The organism is Vibrio sp. MA40-2 (assembly GCF_047302445.1).
Classification (GTDB): domain Bacteria; phylum Pseudomonadota; class Gammaproteobacteria; order Enterobacterales; family Vibrionaceae; genus Vibrio.
Genome location: NZ_CP178628.1, coordinates 418969 through 436940 on the forward strand (window position 1 = coordinate 418969; position 17972 = coordinate 436940).

The following is a 17972-nucleotide window of genomic DNA, read 5'->3' on the forward strand; positions in this document are numbered from 1 at the left end:
TTGAAAACTACGAAGACATCGTTTCGCAAATATGTATGACGTGGTATAGGTTTCTAGGGAAATCCCAAAAGGTCTCGAAGATATATTGCGAAGATATGTTGCGAAGACTAAATGTAAGAAGGCCGCTAAATTGAAGCGGCCTTCTTTATAAACTAAACTCTACTACTCGAATATCGGAGCATCATAGTTCTCTGCTTCATCCGTATAAGCCGTCACTATCGCATCATCAACTAGGCCTGTCTCAGCTACAACCTGAGTGTCGAAAAAGTTTTGTATTTGCTTTCTACGTCCGTGCGCCGCCCAACACTCAGAATCTTTCCAAACCTCATTAAAGACGATTGTGTATTCATTTCTTGTTGCACTCGGGTGAGATATTTGACGAGTCAAAAGATATTGGACACAACCTTCTTCTCTATTCGCATCTGGTTCAAGAGCCTTAAGTACTTCAAACAATTCCGCTTCTTTATTTTCTTTGGGTTTAAATTGGGCTAAAACGTAAACTCGACTTGTCATAATACTGCCTCTAAAAATGTCATATTTTATAGCGTTAAATACAAAAAGGCCACTCAAAGAGTGGCCTTTCTTATTTGCATAAATATGCAATTGTAATGGCAGGGGTGGAGAGATTCGAACTCCCAACACGCGGATTTGGAATCCGCTGCTCTGCCAATTGGAGCTACACCCCTAAAACTGTTTTAACTATCTTCTTCAAGAAGAAGTGGCGGAGTGGACGGGACTCGAACCCGCGACCCCCGGCGTGACAGGCCGGTATTCTAACCAACTGAACTACCACTCCACATGGTATTGGTAACACTTAATAAAGTCTTATTGGTACGCTTTATTAATGTTTGCCTTCATCTTCTCTAAAAAAGATAAAAGCGAATTAGAGCCTGGCGATGTCCTACTCTCACATGGGGAAACCCCACACTACCATCGGCGCTATTGCGTTTCACTTCTGAGTTCGGCATGGGTTCAGGTGGGTCCACAATGCTATGGTCGCCAAGCAAAATTTGGTATCAAACCTCCCGCTTGTGATAAAACTCGCTGGACTGCGTTAACTTGTTCACTCTTTCAGTTACTTACCAATGTAAGCGCCTTCAATCGTTACTCAAGTTGCCTTGCCAGCAAACTTTATCCCTGCGCTACCTAGAGCACTTGGAAAGTCTAAAAAACTTGGAAAGCTAATTATAAAAGTCTCTACACATTCAATGTTCTCTATCTGAGTCCACGACCTACACGGATGTAGGAAGTGCAGTAAATTGTCTGGAACAATTTCTGCCAAAACCCCTTGGGTGTTGTATGGTTAAGCCTCACGGGCAATTAGTACAGGTTAGCTCAATGCCTCGCAGCACTTACACACCCTGCCTATCAACGTTCTAGTCTTGAACAACCCTTTAGGACACGTAAAGTGCCAGGGAAGACTCATCTCAGGGCTCGCTTCGCGCTTAGATGCTTTCAGCGCTTATCGATTCCGAACTTAGCTACCGGGCAATGCCATTGGCATGACAACCCGAACACCAGAGGTTCGTCCACTCCGGTCCTCTCGTACTAGGAGCAGCCCCCTTCAATCTTCCAACGCCCACGGCAGATAGGGACCGAACTGTCTCACGACGTTCTAAACCCAGCTCGCGTACCACTTTAAATGGCGAACAGCCATACCCTTGGGACCGACTTCAGCCCCAGGATGTGATGAGCCGACATCGAGGTGCCAAACACCGCCGTCGATATGAACTCTTGGGCGGTATCAGCCTGTTATCCCCGGAGTACCTTTTATCCGTTGAGCGATGGCCCTTCCATTCAGAACCACCGGATCACTATGACCTGCTTTCGCACCTGCTCGAATTGTCATTCTCGCAGTCAAGCGGGCTTATGCCATTGCACTAACCACACGATGTCCAACCGTGTTTAGCCCACCTTCGTGCTCCTCCGTTACTCTTTGGGAGGAGACCGCCCCAGTCAAACTACCCACCAGGCACTGTCCTCATCCCCGATTAGGGGACTAAGTTAGAACATCAAGCATACAAGGGTGGTATTTCAAGGTTGACTCCACTCCATCTAGCGACGAAGTTTCATAGTCTCCCACCTATCCTACACATGTAGGGTCAATGTTCAGTGCCAAGCTGTAGTAAAGGTTCACGGGGTCTTTCCGTCTAGCCGCGGGTACACTGCATCTTCACAGCGATTTCAATTTCACTGAGTCTCGGGTGGAGACAGCGTGGCCATCATTACGCCATTCGTGCAGGTCGGAACTTACCCGACAAGGAATTTCGCTACCTTAGGACCGTTATAGTTACGGCCGCCGTTTACCGGGGCTTCGATCAAGAGCTTCGTCCTAAGACTAACCCCATCAATTAACCTTCCGGCACCGGGCAGGCGTCACACCGTATACGTCATCTTACGATTTTGCACAGTGCTGTGTTTTTAATAAACAGTTGCAGCCACCTGGTATCTGCGACTCCCAATAGCTCCATCCGCTAGGGATTTCACCGTCAAGAGCGTACCTTCTCCCGAAGTTACGGTACCATTTTGCCTAGTTCCTTCACCCGAGTTCTCTCAAGCGCCTTGGTATTCTCTACCCGACCACCTGTGTCGGTTTGGGGTACGATTCCTTATAATCTGAAGCTTAGAGGCTTTTCCTGGAAGTATGGCATCAATGACTTCATCACCGTAGTGACTCGACATCGGGTCTCAGCCTAATAATTTCCCGGATTTACCTAAGAAATTAGCCTACACCCTTGAACCTGGACTACCATCGCCAGGCCCACCTAGCCTTCTCCGTCCCCCCATCGCAATTATAAGAAGTACGGGAATATTAACCCGTTTCCCATCGACTACGCTTTTCAGCCTCGCCTTAGGGGTCGACTTACCCTGCCCCGATTAACGTTGGACAGGAACCCTTGGTCTTCCGGCGTGGGGGTTTTTCACCCCCATTATCGTTACTCATGTCAGCATTCGCACTTCTGATACCTCCAGCAAACCTTACAGTTCACCTTCAACGGCTTACAGAACGCTCCCCTACCCAATGAAGTAAACTTCATTGCCGCAGCTTCGGTGTATAGCTTAGCCCCGTTACATCTTCCGCGCAGGCCGACTCGACCAGTGAGCTATTACGCTTTCTTTAAATGATGGCTGCTTCTAAGCCAACATCCTGGCTGTCTGAGCCTTCCCACATCGTTTCCCACTTAGCTATACTTTGGGACCTTAGCTGGCGGTCTGGGTTGTTTCCCTCTCCACGACGGACGTTAGCACCCGCCGTGTGTCTCCCGGATAGTACTTACTGGTATTCGGAGTTTGCAAAGGGTTGGTAAGTCGGGATGACCCCCTAGCCTTAACAGTGCTCTACCCCCAGTAGTATTCGTCCGAGGCGCTACCTAAATAGCTTTCGGGGAGAACCAGCTATCTCCAGGTTTGATTGGCCTTTCACCCCTAGCCACAAGTCATCCGCTAATTTTTCAACATTAGTCGGTTCGGTCCTCCAGTTGATGTTACTCAACCTTCAACCTGCCCATGGCTAGATCACCTGGTTTCGGGTCTATACCTAGCAACTCGACGCCCAGTTAAGACTCGGTTTCCCTACGGCTCCCCTATTCGGTTAACCTTGCTACTAAATATAAGTCGCTGACCCATTATACAAAAGGTACGCAGTCACACCAAAAAGGTGCTCCTACTGCTTGTACGTACACGGTTTCAGGTTCTATTTCACTCCCCTCACAGGGGTTCTTTTCGCCTTTCCCTCACGGTACTGGTTCACTATCGGTCAGTCAGTAGTATTTAGCCTTGGAGGATGGTCCCCCCATATTCAAACAGGATATCACGTGTCCCGCCTTACTCGTTTTCACTTAAAATGATGTGTCGGTTACGGGGCTATCACCCTGTATCGCGATACTTTCCAGAATCTTCACCTGCATCATTAAAAGCTTAAGGGCTAGTCCAATTTCGCTCGCCGCTACTTTCGGAATCTCGGTTGATTTCTACTCCTCCGGGTACTTAGATGTTTCAGTTCCCCGGGTTTGCCTTATTAACCTATGTATTCAGTTAATAATACTAGCTTATGCTAGTGGGTTTCCCCATTCAGAAATCCCAGACTCAAATGGTTATTACTACCTAATCTGGGCTTATCGCAAGTTATTACGTCTTTCATCGCCTCTGACTGCCAAGGCATCCACCGTGTACGCTTAGTCACTTAACCATACAACCCCAAAGGGTTTCGCTTGGTCTTTTCTCTTTTTGCGTCGTTGCCTGCAAAATTGACTCGGTTACAACCAGACGGTTGCGCCCTTCGTTCAATTTTTTAGCGCCTTGCTAAAAGAAAAAATCCACGTCGCGAAATAGCATAATAAGTTATTTTCATAAGCCTATTATTGTTATTGTAATAGCAACCAAGGTGTTTATTGTTGTCTCATTATTTGAATGAGCGAGACAACGTTCGATTTTGCCGGACTCAAATATAAACAGCTTTCGCTGTTTCCAAGAACACTTGAATGTGTGTTGGTACCTATCACTCATAATGAGTCATAGGATTTGAGAACTTTTATTTGAATAACAACCAATCAAAGTTGTTATTCGTCAGCTTTCCAAATTGTTAAAGAGCAAAGATTTTATACTTATTTAAAATAAGCCAAAACCATTTTTAAATATTCTCATCTGATACAGAGTAAAAACACTTAAAGATGGTGGAGCTATGCGGGATCGAACCGCAGACCTCCTGCGTGCAAGGCAGGCGCTCTCCCAGCTGAGCTATAACCCCATCAGTGGGTGTGGCTTGTGATAACTCATTTAGGATGAAATATTCTTTAGACAAGGCAAGTTGTAAGGCTGTGTACTTTAAGCACACAACGCGCAACTTAACGCAGCATAAAGGCAATTTGGTGGGTCTGAGTGGACTTGAACCACCGACCTCCCGCTTATCAGGCGAGCGCTCTAACCAGCTGAGCTACAGACCCATACTTGCTTTGGGCTTTTCAATAACCGAGATTGAGTTATCTCTCTTTACTTTCTAAACCTAATCAATCTGTGTGAACACTCATCAATCACAATCTTATCGTTTAAGGAGGTGATCCAGCCCCAGGTTCCCCTAGGGCTACCTTGTTACGACTTCACCCCAGTCATGAACCACAAAGTGGTAAGCGTCCCCCCGAAGGTTAAACTACCTACTTCTTTTGCAGCCCACTCCCATGGTGTGACGGGCGGTGTGTACAAGGCCCGGGAACGTATTCACCGTAGCATTCTGATCTACGATTACTAGCGATTCCGACTTCATGGAGTCGAGTTGCAGACTCCAATCCGGACTACGACGCACTTTTTGGGATTCGCACACTATTGCTAGTTAGCTGCCCTCTGTATGCGCCATTGTAGCACGTGTGTAGCCCTACTCGTAAGGGCCATGATGACTTGACGTCGTCCCCACCTTCCTCCGGTTTATCACCGGCAGTCTCCCCAAAGTTCCCGACATAACTCGCTGGCAATTAAGGATAAGGGTTGCGCTCGTTGCGGGACTTAACCCAACATTTCACAACACGAGCTGACGACAGCCATGCAGCACCTGTCTCTCAGTTCCCGAAGGCACAAGAAAATCTCTTTTCTCTTCTGAGGATGTCAAGAGTAGGTAAGGTTCTTCGCGTTGCATCGAATTAAACCACATGCTCCACCGCTTGTGCGGGCCCCCGTCAATTCATTTGAGTTTTAATCTTGCGACCGTACTCCCCAGGCGGTCTACTTAACGCGTTAGCTCCGAAAGCCACAGTTCAAGACCGCAACCTCCAAGTAGACATCGTTTACGGCGTGGACTACCAGGGTATCTAATCCTGTTTGCTCCCCACGCTTTCGCATCTGAGTGTCAGTATCTGTCCAGGGGGCCGCCTTCGCCACTGGTATTCCTTCAGATCTCTACGCATTTCACCGCTACACCTGAAATTCTACCCCCCTCTACAGTACTCTAGTTTGCCAGTTTCAAATGACCTTCCGGGGTTGAGCCCCGGGCTTTCACATCTGACTTAACAAACCACCTGCATGCGCTTTACGCCCAGTAATTCCGATTAACGCTCGCACCCTCCGTATTACCGCGGCTGCTGGCACGGAGTTAGCCGGTGCTTCTTCTGTCGCTAACGTCAAATGTTGCACGTATTAAGTACAACACCTTCCTCACGACTGAAAGTACTTTACAACCCGAAGGCCTTCTTCATACACGCGGCATGGCTGCATCAGGCTTTCGCCCATTGTGCAATATTCCCCACTGCTGCCTCCCGTAGGAGTCTGGACCGTGTCTCAGTTCCAGTGTGGCTGATCATCCTCTCAGACCAGCTAGAGATCGTCGCCTTGGTGAGCCATTACCCCACCAACTAGCTAATCTCACTTAGGCTTATCCAATCGCGGAAGGCCCGAAGGTCCCCTCCTTTCCCCCGTAGGGCGTATGCGGTATTAGCCATCGTTTCCAATGGTTATCCCCCTCAACTGGGCAAATTCCTAAGCATTACTCACCCGTCCGCCGCTCGACGCCAAATAGCAAGCTATTTTCGTTTCCGCTCGACTTGCATGTGTTAAGCCTGCCGCCAGCGTTCAATCTGAGCCATGATCAAACTCTTCAATTTAAGATTTTGATGTGTTTCTCTTTCCTAAGAAAGAAAAACGGGTCTCAATGAATACTGACTTCAAATTGCCTTTACTTCTTAGTAATAACCAAGTAGTAAATGGTATTTAAAGTTCCTATCATTCCAACAGAATGATAGATAAATAACTGTGCTTGATACTTAAGACACGTTAACTTAAAAAGCTAAAATATCTATCATCAAATTAGGTCACTGGTTCATTGATACCGTTGTGATTGTATATCCTAAGATACAAAATCGTGTCGATTATCATCAACAAGTGCCCACACAGATTGATATAGGTTTAAATTGTTAAAGAGCGTTGCCGTTAGGCTGCTTGTGAGCTATCTCTCAAGCGGACGGCCATTTTAGCGATATAGCTTCTGGTGTCAAACACTTTTTGCTATTTATTTTCTTTCAAATTACTTTTTACTTTTTTAAGTGATCTGAAACAAATAAAGAGAAATAATTTTCTCTACAACTACTTAATAGTACCGACATTATCAGTTCGTTTAGTTAGTAACTATTCCCTGACAACGGAGGCGCATTATAGGGAGAATTTACAATAGCACAATAGCTACTGAGTGTTTTTTGCAAAAAAAACTATCGTTCGATTATTTTTCAATCAAAACGAATAAAAAAGGGACAAAGTCCCTTTTTTATCATCTTAAATAGACTCTCATTACTCGCTTTACTGGTACGCAATGATGCGATCTTTGTCTACTCGCAGTTGAACTTTCTTATCTGGATCTATTTTTCCAGCTAATATCGCTTTAGCGAGTGGATTTTCTACACTTTGCTGTATCGCTCTTTTGAGAGGTCTTGCTCCATAGACAGGATCAAACCCAACATGAGCAATTAATTCCAAAGCTTTTTCTGATACATCTAACTCATAACCGCTATCCGCCATACGATTCGCTAGCCTGTCTAATTGTATCCTAGCAATAGATTTGATGTGCTCTTGTTTCAACGGATGGAAAACAACAATTTCATCGACTCTATTTAAAAACTCAGGTCTGAAGTGCTGTGTCACTTCATTCATTACTTCTTGTTTGATCCCTTTATAATCTAAGATACTAAAATTATCTTGGATTCTGTCGGAACCCAGGTTAGATGTCATTATCACGACAGTGTTTCGGAAATCTACTGTTCTACCCTGCCCGTCAGTTAAGCGACCATCGTCAAGAACTTGTAGAAGAATATTGAACACGTCAGGATGCGCTTTTTCCACTTCATCAAGTAAAATAACAGAATACGGTTTTCTTCTTACTGCTTCGGTTAAATAACCACCTTCTTCATACCCAACGTAACCAGGAGGAGCACCAACGAGGCGAGCAACAGAATGTTTCTCCATAAATTCGGACATGTCTATCCTAACGATGGCGTCTTCACTATCAAACATAAAGTTAGCGAGTGTTTTACATAGTTCTGTCTTACCTACCCCGGTTGGTCCCAAAAATAGGAAAGAACCAATAGGACGATTAGCATCAGATAAACCAGCTCTACTTCGGCGAATAGCGTCGGATACGACATTAACCGCTTCTTCTTGCCCAATGACTCTGTTATGCAATACATCTTCCATGGAAAGCAGTTTACTTCGCTCGGCCTCTAGCATTTTTGATACTGGTATACCTGTTTGTCTCGAAAGTACTTCGGCTATCTCTTCATCCGTTACCTTATTTTTGAGTAAGGTCATTTCTTGCATTTCTGCTTGTGCGGCAAGATCAAGCTGTTTTTCTAATTCTGGAATGCGGCCATATTGAAGTTCAGACATTCGGTTTAAGTCCCCAGCTCGTCGAGCAAAGTCCATATCCATTCTTGCCTGTTCTAATTCAGTTTTAATATGTTGAGTACCGGACAGCGCTGCTTTTTCTGCATTCCATACTTCTTCTAGTTCTGCGTATTCTCTTTCTTTTACGTCCAGCTCTTCGTTTATTGCTTTTAAGCGTTTTGAACTGGCTTCATCTATTTCGTTATTCAGTGCTTGTTGTTCTATTTTTAATTGAATTATTTTTCGCTCAAGTTTATCCAAGGATTCAGGTTTTGAATCTATTTGCATTCGTATGCTCGACGCTGCTTCATCGATTAAATCAATGGCTTTATCCGGGAGTTGTCTATCTGAAACATAACGATGTGATAACCTAGCCGCTGCGACAATAGCAGGATCCGTAATTTCGACATGATGATGAAGTTCATAACGCTCTTTTAAACCGCGCAAGATAGCAATAGTGTCTTCAACTGTTGGTTCGTCTACTAATACTTTTTGGAAACGACGCTCTAAAGCAGGATCTTTTTCTAGATATTGACGATATTCATCAAGTGTTGTGGCACCAACACAATGAAGCTCACCTCTCGCCAATGCAGGTTTTAACATATTACCTGCATCCATAGATCCTTCTCCTTTACCCGCTCCAACCATAGTATGAAGCTCATCAATAAAGAGGATTATATTGCCTTCTTCTTTTGATAGTTCGCTAAGAACCGATTTAAGCCGTTCTTCAAACTCACCTCTATATTTAGCGCCTGCCACTAAAGACCCCATATCTAGGGATAGAACTCTACGTCCTCGCAAACCTTCTGGCACTTCATTATTAATGATTCGCTGGGCTAGTCCTTCTACAATTGCCGTTTTACCTACTCCAGGCTCACCTATAATAACTGGGTTGTTTTTAGTTCGGCGTTGTAATACTTGAATTGTTCGACGTATTTCATCATCACGGCCGATAACAGGATCGAGTTTGCCTTGTTCAGCTCGCTCTGTTAAATCAATGGTGAATTTTTCTAAAGCTTGTCTCTTTTCTTCTGCGTCGGGATCATCCACTTTTTGCCCTCCGCGAATTTTTTCAATAGCAGTCGATAACGCTTTTTCGGTAATACCTAATTCTTTAAGGAGTTGACCTAATGGTCCTTTATCTTCCAGAGCAGCGAGAAGAAAGACTTCGGATGAGATATAAGCATCTTGTCGTTTTTGTGCAATTTTGTCACACAAGTTAAATAAAAAGCCCATGCTATTAGACAACTGCACATCGCCACCAATACCACTAACTTTGGGCAAGCGTTCCATCATTTCAGATAATTTTGAACGCAATCGAACAATATCGACATCGATCATGGTAAGTAATGGGCGAATCGCACTGCCTTCTTGGTTCAGAAGTGAAACCATAAGGTGTACTGGTTCGATGTATTGGTGATCTCGTCCAAGGGCTAATGATTGAGCATCAGATATCGCGACTTGAAATTTGCTGGTGAATCTATCTAAACGCATAGCAGCCTCCAAAAAATAAATTCTCTACGCTAACAAGATGGATACAAGGAGGGCTTTTTTCAAGGGAGAGGAACGATGATAATGGAGAAAAATAAACTTATTCAATCCAAATAAACGTAGCTTGACGGCCAGTTACGCCATCTCTGCGATATGAATAGAATTTATCGCTATTTGCAAACGTGCACATATTGCTGCTGTAAATACTCTCAACACCAACACTATTGAGTCGCTGTTTCGCTAACCTATTCATGTCCGCTAGATATTTTTCATCACCTTTGATTCTGAAGGCTTCACTGGCAATAGGATCATGAGTAACAAAAACATCATATACATCTTGCCCGACTTCAAATGCATTGGCACCAATTGCTGGTCCTAACCATGCGATCACCGGTTTAGTAAACTGTGTCACTGCATTTTCTAAAATACCATTTGCCAAACCTCGCCAGCCTGCATGAACGGCGGCAACTGTCGAACCCTCAGTATCGGTCAACAACACAGGTAAGCAATCAGCCGTCATCACGGTGCAAACAACATTGGACTGAGATGTCATGGCACCATCAGCATCTACAATATCGGTGGTCGAATCATCTAACGCGGTATTTTTATCTAAAGTTGAGAAGGCATCAAAATCTGCCACATAACTAGAATGAGTCTGATTGAGCCATATTTGCTTACTGGGAATAGCAGCATGTTTATGTAGAAACTGACGATTCTTTGTAACAAGTAAAGGATCATCAGCGACATGCATACCTAAATTCAGCCCACGGTATGCACCGGTTGAAATTCCCCCCAAACGAGTAGAGCTGTAAGCACGAATATTGTCAGGCACTATCCAGTTTGGGGTTATCAATTCCATTTATATATCGTACTCTTGGTTCTCTTTCATATCCGCTCGTAATGCTTCAGTCATAACAACCATATCCGTAGGGATCGGTGCATGAAACTCCATTTGTTCTTTGGTTACGGGGTGATCAAAACGTAGCATAGCGGCATGAAGTGCTTGACGATCAAATCCTCGAATCATTTGGGTGAGTTCTTCTGACGCGCCTTTAGGAATTCGCGCTCTGCCACCATAAGCAACATCGCCTAACAACGGATGTTGAAGATAAGACATGTGAACACGGATCTGATGAGTTCGCCCTGTTTCTAAACGAAGACGCAATCGCGTGTGCTCACGAAAACGTTCCGCGACTCGGTAATGAGTAACCGCAGGTTTGCCCAATTCGGCAACTGCCATTAAGGTACGCTTAGTTGAATGACGTCCGATCGGTTTCTCAACCATACCGCCAGCCGTCATTTTACCAATCGCAATCGCTTCATATTCACGAGTAATTTTACGTTTTTGCAAAGCTCTAACTAAACGGGTTTGTGAAGGAACCGTTTTCGCCACTACCATCAAACCTGTTGTATCTTTATCTAAACGATGAACGATACCGGCTCTTGGTACTTGTGCAATATCAGGAAAGTGAAATAGCAAGGCATTTAAAATAGTGCCATCAGGAGTACCTGCTCCTGGATGAACAACCAAATCACGAGGTTTATTGATAACAATAATGTCATCATCTTCATAAACAATATTTAGTGGTATATCTTGGGCATGCCAACGTTCTTCATCTTCAAGTTCACCTTGAATTATAATTTCTTCTCCTCCCATCACTTTGATGCGAGGTTTAGTTACCACTTCACCATTTACTTGAACTTTGCCATTCATCACCCATTCCTTTAAACGAGAACGAGAGAAATCAGAAAATAATTCTGCTATGGCTTGGTCCAATCGTTGACCAAGTTGGCTATCTTTTACTGTATCGGTTAATTCTATCTGCTGAGCCATATCGAACTTTTTTAAAAACTATGAGACTAATGCTCATGACTGTGAAAAAATGCGCTACTGCGTTCTACTGTATTTTGTAGTCAACTTATTATATAACGCTCAAATTTGGAAATATTCATCTGTTATAGTCATCATTCTATCCGTTATAGGATAAGAAGTAACGGAAGCAACCGTTTTTTTTAATTTAAGGAAAGAAAATCCTGACATGAATTACCGTACTTTATCGAGTTTACTGGCATTATCACTCCTTTTTGGCTGCTCAAGTAGTGACGAAATTGTTCCTGATGTACCGGCATCAGAACTCTACATTGATGCACAAAGCTCTCTTCAGAGTGGCAACTGGCTAACTTCTATAGAAAAACTTGAGGCATTGGACTCAAGGTATCCATTTGGACCGTACTCAGAACAAGTTCAACTCGATTTAATCTTTGCTTATTACAAAAACAATGACTTACCTTTAGCTCTTGCTACTATCGAAAGATTCACTCGTTTAAATCCGACGCATAATCGCATGGACTGGATACTGTATATGCGAGGGCTTTCTCATATGGCACAAGATCAAAACTATATGCATAGTATTTTGAACATTGACCGTTCAGATCGAGATCCGGAACCAGTTAAAGCGGCTTTCACTGATTTTAAAAGATTATTGCAACGCTACCCGAACAGTGCTTTTTCTGCTGATGCTCAAAAACGAATGTATGCTCTTAAAAATAGACTCGCGAACTATGATTTAGCCAGTGCCGACTTTTATTTACGCAAAGAAGCATGGATTGCAGCAATTAATCGCTGCCAAGAGTTACAAAAAACCTACCCTGATACCAAAGCGGCCAGACAATCGCTAGAGATTCAATTAGAGGCGTACCAGCAACTCGGGCTTACCGAGTCAGTAGAAAGGACAAAACAGTTAATGGAACTAAATCCAGTATAAAAAAGACATAGTTTAAAAAAGACATAGTTTAAAAAGCCGCTGAATAAAGCGGTTTTTTAAACTTCAATTTTTACTCTCCTGATCATTAACAACAAGCCTCGTATCAGGTCACATTTTAATATTGAACACAAATCCACCAGCAGTGGCATACAGTTGAGCTAAAGCCCTAAAAATGTGTTTATTTCTAGTATGTTACTTCTTCCCACGTTATCGATTTTTTATAACATCACAAGTTTTATTATAGAATATTTGAGTTATATTTGTAGCAGATCACATTTAATGATCAATCATCAATACACTCTATTTACAGTGATCTAAATCACAATATTTTCTTACTAACAAGGTACTCTGAAATCATCCCATAAGGGAAGTTTCAGAGGAACATACTATATGAAAGTTAATATTACCGCTAAAAACCTAGAAATCACCTCTGCAATCCGTACGCATATAGAGTCCAAGTTTGAGAAACTTGAAAAATGGCAAGTAGATATTATTAGTTGCCAGACAGTAATAAGCGAACAACCGAACAAACAGATGAAATTTGAAGCCAGTATTACCGTCCCGAAAGGAAAACTAATCGCGTCTTCAAACAATGAAGATTTATATAAAGCTATTATCGAAGTAGAGCAAAAACTAGAACGGCAACTCAATAAATTGCGCCACAAACCCGAAGCTCGCAGAGCAAGCCATGCAGAAAAACTAGCAGAGCAAATTGAACCAAGTGAAGCGGATTAAATGAGGGCTTTTAAAATATCAATAGTATAGCGCCTTAATGGCGCTATTTTTTTCTTGACGGGTTTGTATACCTTGCTTATTGTGTCGGTACAATAAATAGGATTCGTAATCTAAATATGGCTCTATATCCGCTATTCTTTTTTGACTTTTTTTCATCTCTCTTTTTTTTCGATCTTAATTGTAGAGGCTGATATCGTTTTAAGAAAAATAAGTTAAAAACGAATAGGAAGCCTCCCAGACGGGGGGCTTTTTTATAACTTAAATGGACTCACTTAGCATGACAGATAGTAAATATTCTCTTGATGAGATTCGAATTCGCCTAAATGATCTAGATGACCAACTTTTACAGTTGCTTTCAGAAAGGCGAACTCTGAGCATTGAAGTAGCAAAAAGTAAAATCGAAACATCAAAACCAGTAAGAGACGCTAAGAGAGAACAACAACTATTAGTTAAATTGATTGAAAATGGTAAAAACAAATACAACTTAGATGCTCAATATATTACTAAGCTGTTTCATAGCATTATTGAAGATTCGGTCCTACTCCAACAGTCTTATTTACAAAACCTAGCTAACCCGTCTCAAAGCCGAAAACCTCTTGCTAGAGTGGCTTTTTTAGGGTCAAAGGGCTCTTATTCACACTTGGCAAGTCGTGAATATTTTAGTCGTAAGAATACGGAATTGGTCGAGCTAAGTTGTGAACACTTTAAAGAAGTGACTAAAACAGTGGAATCAGGTCATGCTGATTTTGGAATGCTGCCAATTGAAAATACTAGCTCAGGCTCTATCAATGAAGTTTATGATCTTCTTCAGCATACTACACTCTACATTGTTGGCGAGATAACCTTACCGATTGAGCACTGTATTTTAGCCAACTCTGATATTAATATAGAAGATATTGAGACTCTTTATTCACACCCTCAGCCCCACCAGCAATGCAGTGAATTTTTAAGTCACTTAAAAGGTGTAACATTAGAGTCTTGCGCTAGTACTGCTGACGCAATGTTGAAAGTGAAAGAAATTGGAGACAATAATGTTGCAGCGATCGGTAATGCTTCTAGCGGTAAATTATATGGATTACAGCCGATAAAAAATAACATTGCTAACCAAACTGAAAACCATACTCGTTTTATATTGGTCGCCAGAAAACCAGTAGAAGTATCAACTCAGATACCAGCAAAAACCACGTTAATCATGTCGACGTCACAAACAGCTGGTTCATTAGTTGAAACGTTATTAGTACTACAACGTTATGGTATCAACATGACCAAGCTAGAAAATAGGCCAATCATGGGTAACCCTTGGGAAGAGATGTTTTATGTCGATTTAGAAGCACATTTAGAATCTACTGAGCTGCAGCAAGCAATTAGCGAATTAATCAAAATAACTCAACACCTTAAAGTTCTTGGTTGCTACCCGACTGAAAATGTAAAACCAACTCACATAAAACTCACATAAGAATATGTCATGAAAAAAGTTATCGTAGCTTCTCTTAATCCAGCAAAAATAAAGGCCGTACAAGCGGCTTTTAAGGATGTTTTTCCAGAAGAAGCCTTTCAATTTGAAGGTGTTAGTGTTGATAGTGAAGTGCCAGATCAACCGATGTCTGATCCTGAAACAAAATTGGGCGCCTTAAATCGAGTAAAAAATGCCAAGATCGCTATTGCACATGCGGATTTTTATGTCGGTTTAGAAGCAGGAAATGAAGCTGAATTTACTTTTGCTTGGATGATTATTGAATCATCTAGTCAAAGAGGTGAATCTCGTTCCGCTAGTTTAATGCTACCTCCCGTAGTATTGGATCAACTACAAACAGGCAAAGAATTGGGACACGTTATGGATGCGGTTTTTTGTACTGAAAACATAAAACAAAAAGGGGGCGCAATAGGGTTGTTAACAAATCACTTACTTACCAGAAGTTCTGTTTATCATCAATCACTTATCCTTGCCTTAATTCCTTTTATGAATGAAGAACACTTCCCTAGGAACCTTTAATTTTTGTTGTCATTTATCCCTTTAAGACAAGGTTAAAAAGCGGGTTAGGTTTCCTGTTAAACGGTGCAATTAAAAACGACGATTATTCTGTTACATCAAAATAATCGTCGTCGCCAAAACACATAATTTACTTAGTTGAAATATTGTCGCTATCTAATGAATTTAACAACTCAAATAATACTTTTCTTTGTTGTTCTGAGTGGGCTTTTAACTCATTAGAACCTCGGGTAATAGTTGCTAAACCAACCCCTAACATTTGACTTATTTGACGTTGCGATATTTCACCTTTTAAAAGCTCATTCACAATGTTCACTCTCGCTATCAATGCTTCTCGTTCATCGGCTGTCATAAGAATGGTTAACAACATGTCATGTTGATCAGTCTCAGCAGCCGATTTAACTAATTTCATTACATGTTGCCAATCAGGTATATCCGAAGTTAACGACATTTATACATACTCAAGTTGCAAAACAGAACCGTCATTGTAAAGAGTTCTACGTTAGATTGAATTAATATTTAATAGAAAGCTCGTTAGAATGTAAAAAACTCCCCTCTACGTTCAAAATATTTCGATAATATGTCTCAAACATCAAAATATTCTGGACATAACCTCGCGTTTCTCTAAATGGAATAGCTTCGATAAAAGCAAAAACATCAAGCTGTTGATTGGCTCTTTTTCGCCATAATTTAACCCTATTAGGTCCAGCATTATAAGCGGCAAAGGCAAATATACGGTTATTATCATACTGTTCTAGAAGTCCGTTTAAGTAATGACTACCTATTTCAATATTTTTACCTACATCGTATAACTGACCACTTCCATTATAGGCTATCTTATATTTTTTGGCGGTATATTTAGCTGTAGTTGGCATTATTTGCATTATTCCTCTAGCACCGACTGGCGACCGAGCTTGTACATCTAAAGCACTCTCTTGTCTAGCTATAGACATTAGCGTGATAGGATCTATATTGTGCTTTTTAGCATAAAAATTAAACCACCATTGATGGGCAAGTGGAAAACGCAGCTCAGTGTTATCCCACATTTTGGCAGCAATGGTGGCTTTAACCGATAAATGATGCCAATTGTTATTTGCAGCATAAACCGCAAGCGCTTGTTTCTCTTCCTCATCAACTTGCAAAAGTAACCAATTCCACTCACTTTTCGCTGCTGTAATTTTATCTACATCTATTAGTTCATTTATTCGAATCAAACTAGATTGGTAAGGTTTCAGAATAGTGGTGTCTGCTTTTTGTTTACTGACTTGATAACGCACAGGGGTATCTAATATTTGTGCCGCAGCGACACTATAAAAATTTCGCTGACCCAAAATAGATTGGAGTCTTGCAATACCTTTATTTCTTGCGCCTAACTCTAGTTCCGTTCGCCCAAGCCAAAACTGCCAACGCAAAGAGTCCATTTCTTCCTCTGGTAATTGCTCAATCCATTCAGATATTGCAGGCCAATTTGCTTCGCGGATAGCTAAACGTATCCTCTGTTCTATCGCAGACACATTAGTGGATTTCTTCAATACTTTATCTCGCCAAGCGGCTAAATATTGTTGATCCGTATTCATCAGACGAACTGCTAGGTAGTCAGAAATACTTTGTTGTTCAAGCGGAGAAAATTGTTGAGCTTTAAAAACAATCGGTAATGCACGCTGTGCCAGTTCTATGTCTTTTCTGGCTAATTTTTTCAAGGCAATTGCAGATTTTTTACGGTTAAATTCTGAGGCTGGATATTTCTGTGAGAATTCAATAACATTCTCTGGTCCCTTAGCCAACATCTTAATTTCATTGGCTTGTTTAACACTGTCTTGTTTAGATGGTATTTTGGCCAAATAGTTAAGCAAACGAATACTATTTTTTTCGTAACTTAGTAACATTCTTCTTAATACTAGGTCATCGGTTCTTAATCCTGCTTGTTGCCATTCTTGGAACAACATATTGCAATTATCCGATACACTCTTGCCACTTAACCAAAGCTTAGCTGCACCTTGGAAAGCTTGCTCCTTCTGTCCATTTTTTAGCTGCGCATAGTGGTAACTGCATCGGTACTTCTCCATTCGAGGTTCTTCAGGCTGAAATTGATAGAAGTTAGTCCAGTCTTGCTTGTCAATTAATGCATCTAAATACTTGGCTCTAATTCGATTAGAAAATGGGAGTTCATGATACTGATGAATAAAATCTTCGACTTGTAACGGAGTTTTCTGGCCAATCTCAAGCAAAAATTGCCGGTAATCGACATAAGGAGTTAAAGGGTAATCGACTATTTGATCACGAATTTTTAAGTACTCATTTATCTTTTTCTGATCTAAATAATCTTGTGCTTGTTGATAAATAATGCGCTGTTGATCGAGAGAAGCTAACACAGCTTGAACGCTAGAAGAAAAACTCACTAAAGTGAATCCAACAGACACAAGAGGTAGCACAGCAAAAACAAGCTTTTTGAACTTATGCATTTGATTTACACATCCTTATTGTAAAATAATCCGATCCATAAATAACGAGTACGGTAAGCAACAACATTGATTAACGCGAAAATTGTGTAATGCTCATGTTAGAGAACTATCAAGGATTTAAGCAAGCTTTAATTTGTTAAATTATCTATCATTCTCAGAGGTAGAAAATTAAGT

General features: G+C 41.7%; 10 protein-coding genes, 4 tRNA genes, 3 rRNA genes and 1 other annotated feature. Of the genes, 4 read left to right on the plus strand and 13 right to left on the minus strand.

All coding sequences use genetic code 11. From position 1 onward, the window contains the following. Positions 1–162: 162 nt before the first annotated feature. From ACLKML_RS09400 to rluD, 11 genes are all read right to left on the minus strand, one after another. Positions 163–513, minus strand: coding sequence for a putative quinol monooxygenase (locus tag ACLKML_RS09400; protein WP_413285120.1), 351 nt, complete (start codon positions 511–513; stop codon positions 163–165). A gap of 96 nt (positions 514–609) precedes the next feature. After that, positions 610–686, minus strand: a tRNA-Trp gene (locus tag ACLKML_RS09405). A 33-nt stretch (positions 687–719) separates the two neighbouring features. Further along, positions 720–796: transfer RNA gene (locus ACLKML_RS09410), tRNA-Asp, on the minus strand. A gap of 92 nt (positions 797–888) precedes the next feature. Further along, positions 889–1004: ribosomal RNA gene (gene rrf / locus ACLKML_RS09415) — 5S ribosomal RNA — on the minus strand. A gap of 295 nt (positions 1005–1299) precedes the next feature. Then, positions 1300–4189: ribosomal RNA gene (locus tag ACLKML_RS09420) — 23S ribosomal RNA — on the minus strand. Positions 4190–4671: 482 nt separating this feature from the next. Further along, positions 4672–4747 (minus strand) — tRNA-Ala (locus tag ACLKML_RS09425). A 119-nt stretch (positions 4748–4866) separates the two neighbouring features. Beyond that, positions 4867–4943 (minus strand) — tRNA-Ile (locus tag ACLKML_RS09430). A 103-nt stretch (positions 4944–5046) separates the two neighbouring features. Next, positions 5047–6587 (minus strand): 16S ribosomal RNA (locus ACLKML_RS09435). The 16S, 23S and 5S rRNA genes sit together here with 4 tRNA genes alongside, the layout of an rRNA operon. A 688-nt stretch (positions 6588–7275) precedes the next feature. Beyond that, the gene (clpB, locus tag ACLKML_RS09440; RefSeq protein WP_413285121.1) at positions 7276–9849 is read right to left on the minus strand and encodes an ATP-dependent chaperone ClpB; all 2574 of its coding nucleotides are present in this window, start codon (positions 9847–9849) and stop codon (positions 7276–7278) included. 97 nt (positions 9850–9946) lie between these two features. Further along, entirely contained in the window at positions 9947–10705 is a 759-nt protein-coding gene (pgeF, locus tag ACLKML_RS09445; RefSeq protein ID WP_413285122.1) for a peptidoglycan editing factor PgeF, read from the minus strand. Further along, a complete protein-coding gene (gene rluD / locus ACLKML_RS09450; RefSeq protein ID WP_413285123.1) occupies positions 10706–11680 on the minus strand; it encodes a 23S rRNA pseudouridine(1911/1915/1917) synthase RluD in 975 nt (324 codons plus the stop codon). A 205-nt stretch (positions 11681–11885) separates the two neighbouring features. On the opposite strand from rluD, the gene bamD reads away from it, so the two are divergent. From bamD to yjjX, 4 genes are all read left to right on the plus strand, one after another. Next, positions 11886–12611 (plus strand): outer membrane protein assembly factor BamD, encoded by a 726-nt coding sequence (gene bamD / locus ACLKML_RS09455; protein ID WP_413285124.1) that lies wholly within the window; start codon positions 11886–11888, stop codon positions 12609–12611. A gap of 390 nt (positions 12612–13001) precedes the next feature. Next, positions 13002–13346 (plus strand): ribosome hibernation-promoting factor, HPF/YfiA family, encoded by a 345-nt coding sequence (gene hpf / locus ACLKML_RS09460; RefSeq protein ID WP_413285125.1) that lies wholly within the window; start codon positions 13002–13004, stop codon positions 13344–13346. 118 nt (positions 13347–13464) lie between these two features. Next, positions 13465–13602 (plus strand) — a sequence feature (Phe leader region). Positions 13603–13623: 21 nt separating this feature from the next. Beyond that, positions 13624–14802, plus strand: a complete 1179-nt coding sequence (gene pheA / locus ACLKML_RS09465) for a prephenate dehydratase (RefSeq protein ID WP_413285126.1) — start codon at positions 13624–13626, stop codon at positions 14800–14802. 9 nt (positions 14803–14811) lie between these two features. After that, on the plus strand, positions 14812–15339 hold the full coding sequence (yjjX, locus tag ACLKML_RS09470; RefSeq protein ID WP_413285127.1) for an inosine/xanthosine triphosphatase: 528 nt from the start codon (positions 14812–14814) through the stop codon (positions 15337–15339). 127 nt (positions 15340–15466) lie between these two features. On the opposite strand, the gene trpR is transcribed toward yjjX, so the two are convergent. Together trpR and sltY are read right to left on the minus strand one after the other, a co-directional pair. Next, entirely contained in the window at positions 15467–15787 is a 321-nt protein-coding gene (gene trpR, locus ACLKML_RS09475; RefSeq protein ID WP_413285128.1) for a trp operon repressor, read from the minus strand. A 61-nt stretch (positions 15788–15848) separates the two neighbouring features. Beyond that, positions 15849–17798, minus strand: coding sequence for a murein transglycosylase (sltY, locus tag ACLKML_RS09480; RefSeq protein WP_413285129.1), 1950 nt, complete (start codon positions 17796–17798; stop codon positions 15849–15851). Positions 17799–17972 lie beyond the last annotated feature (174 nt).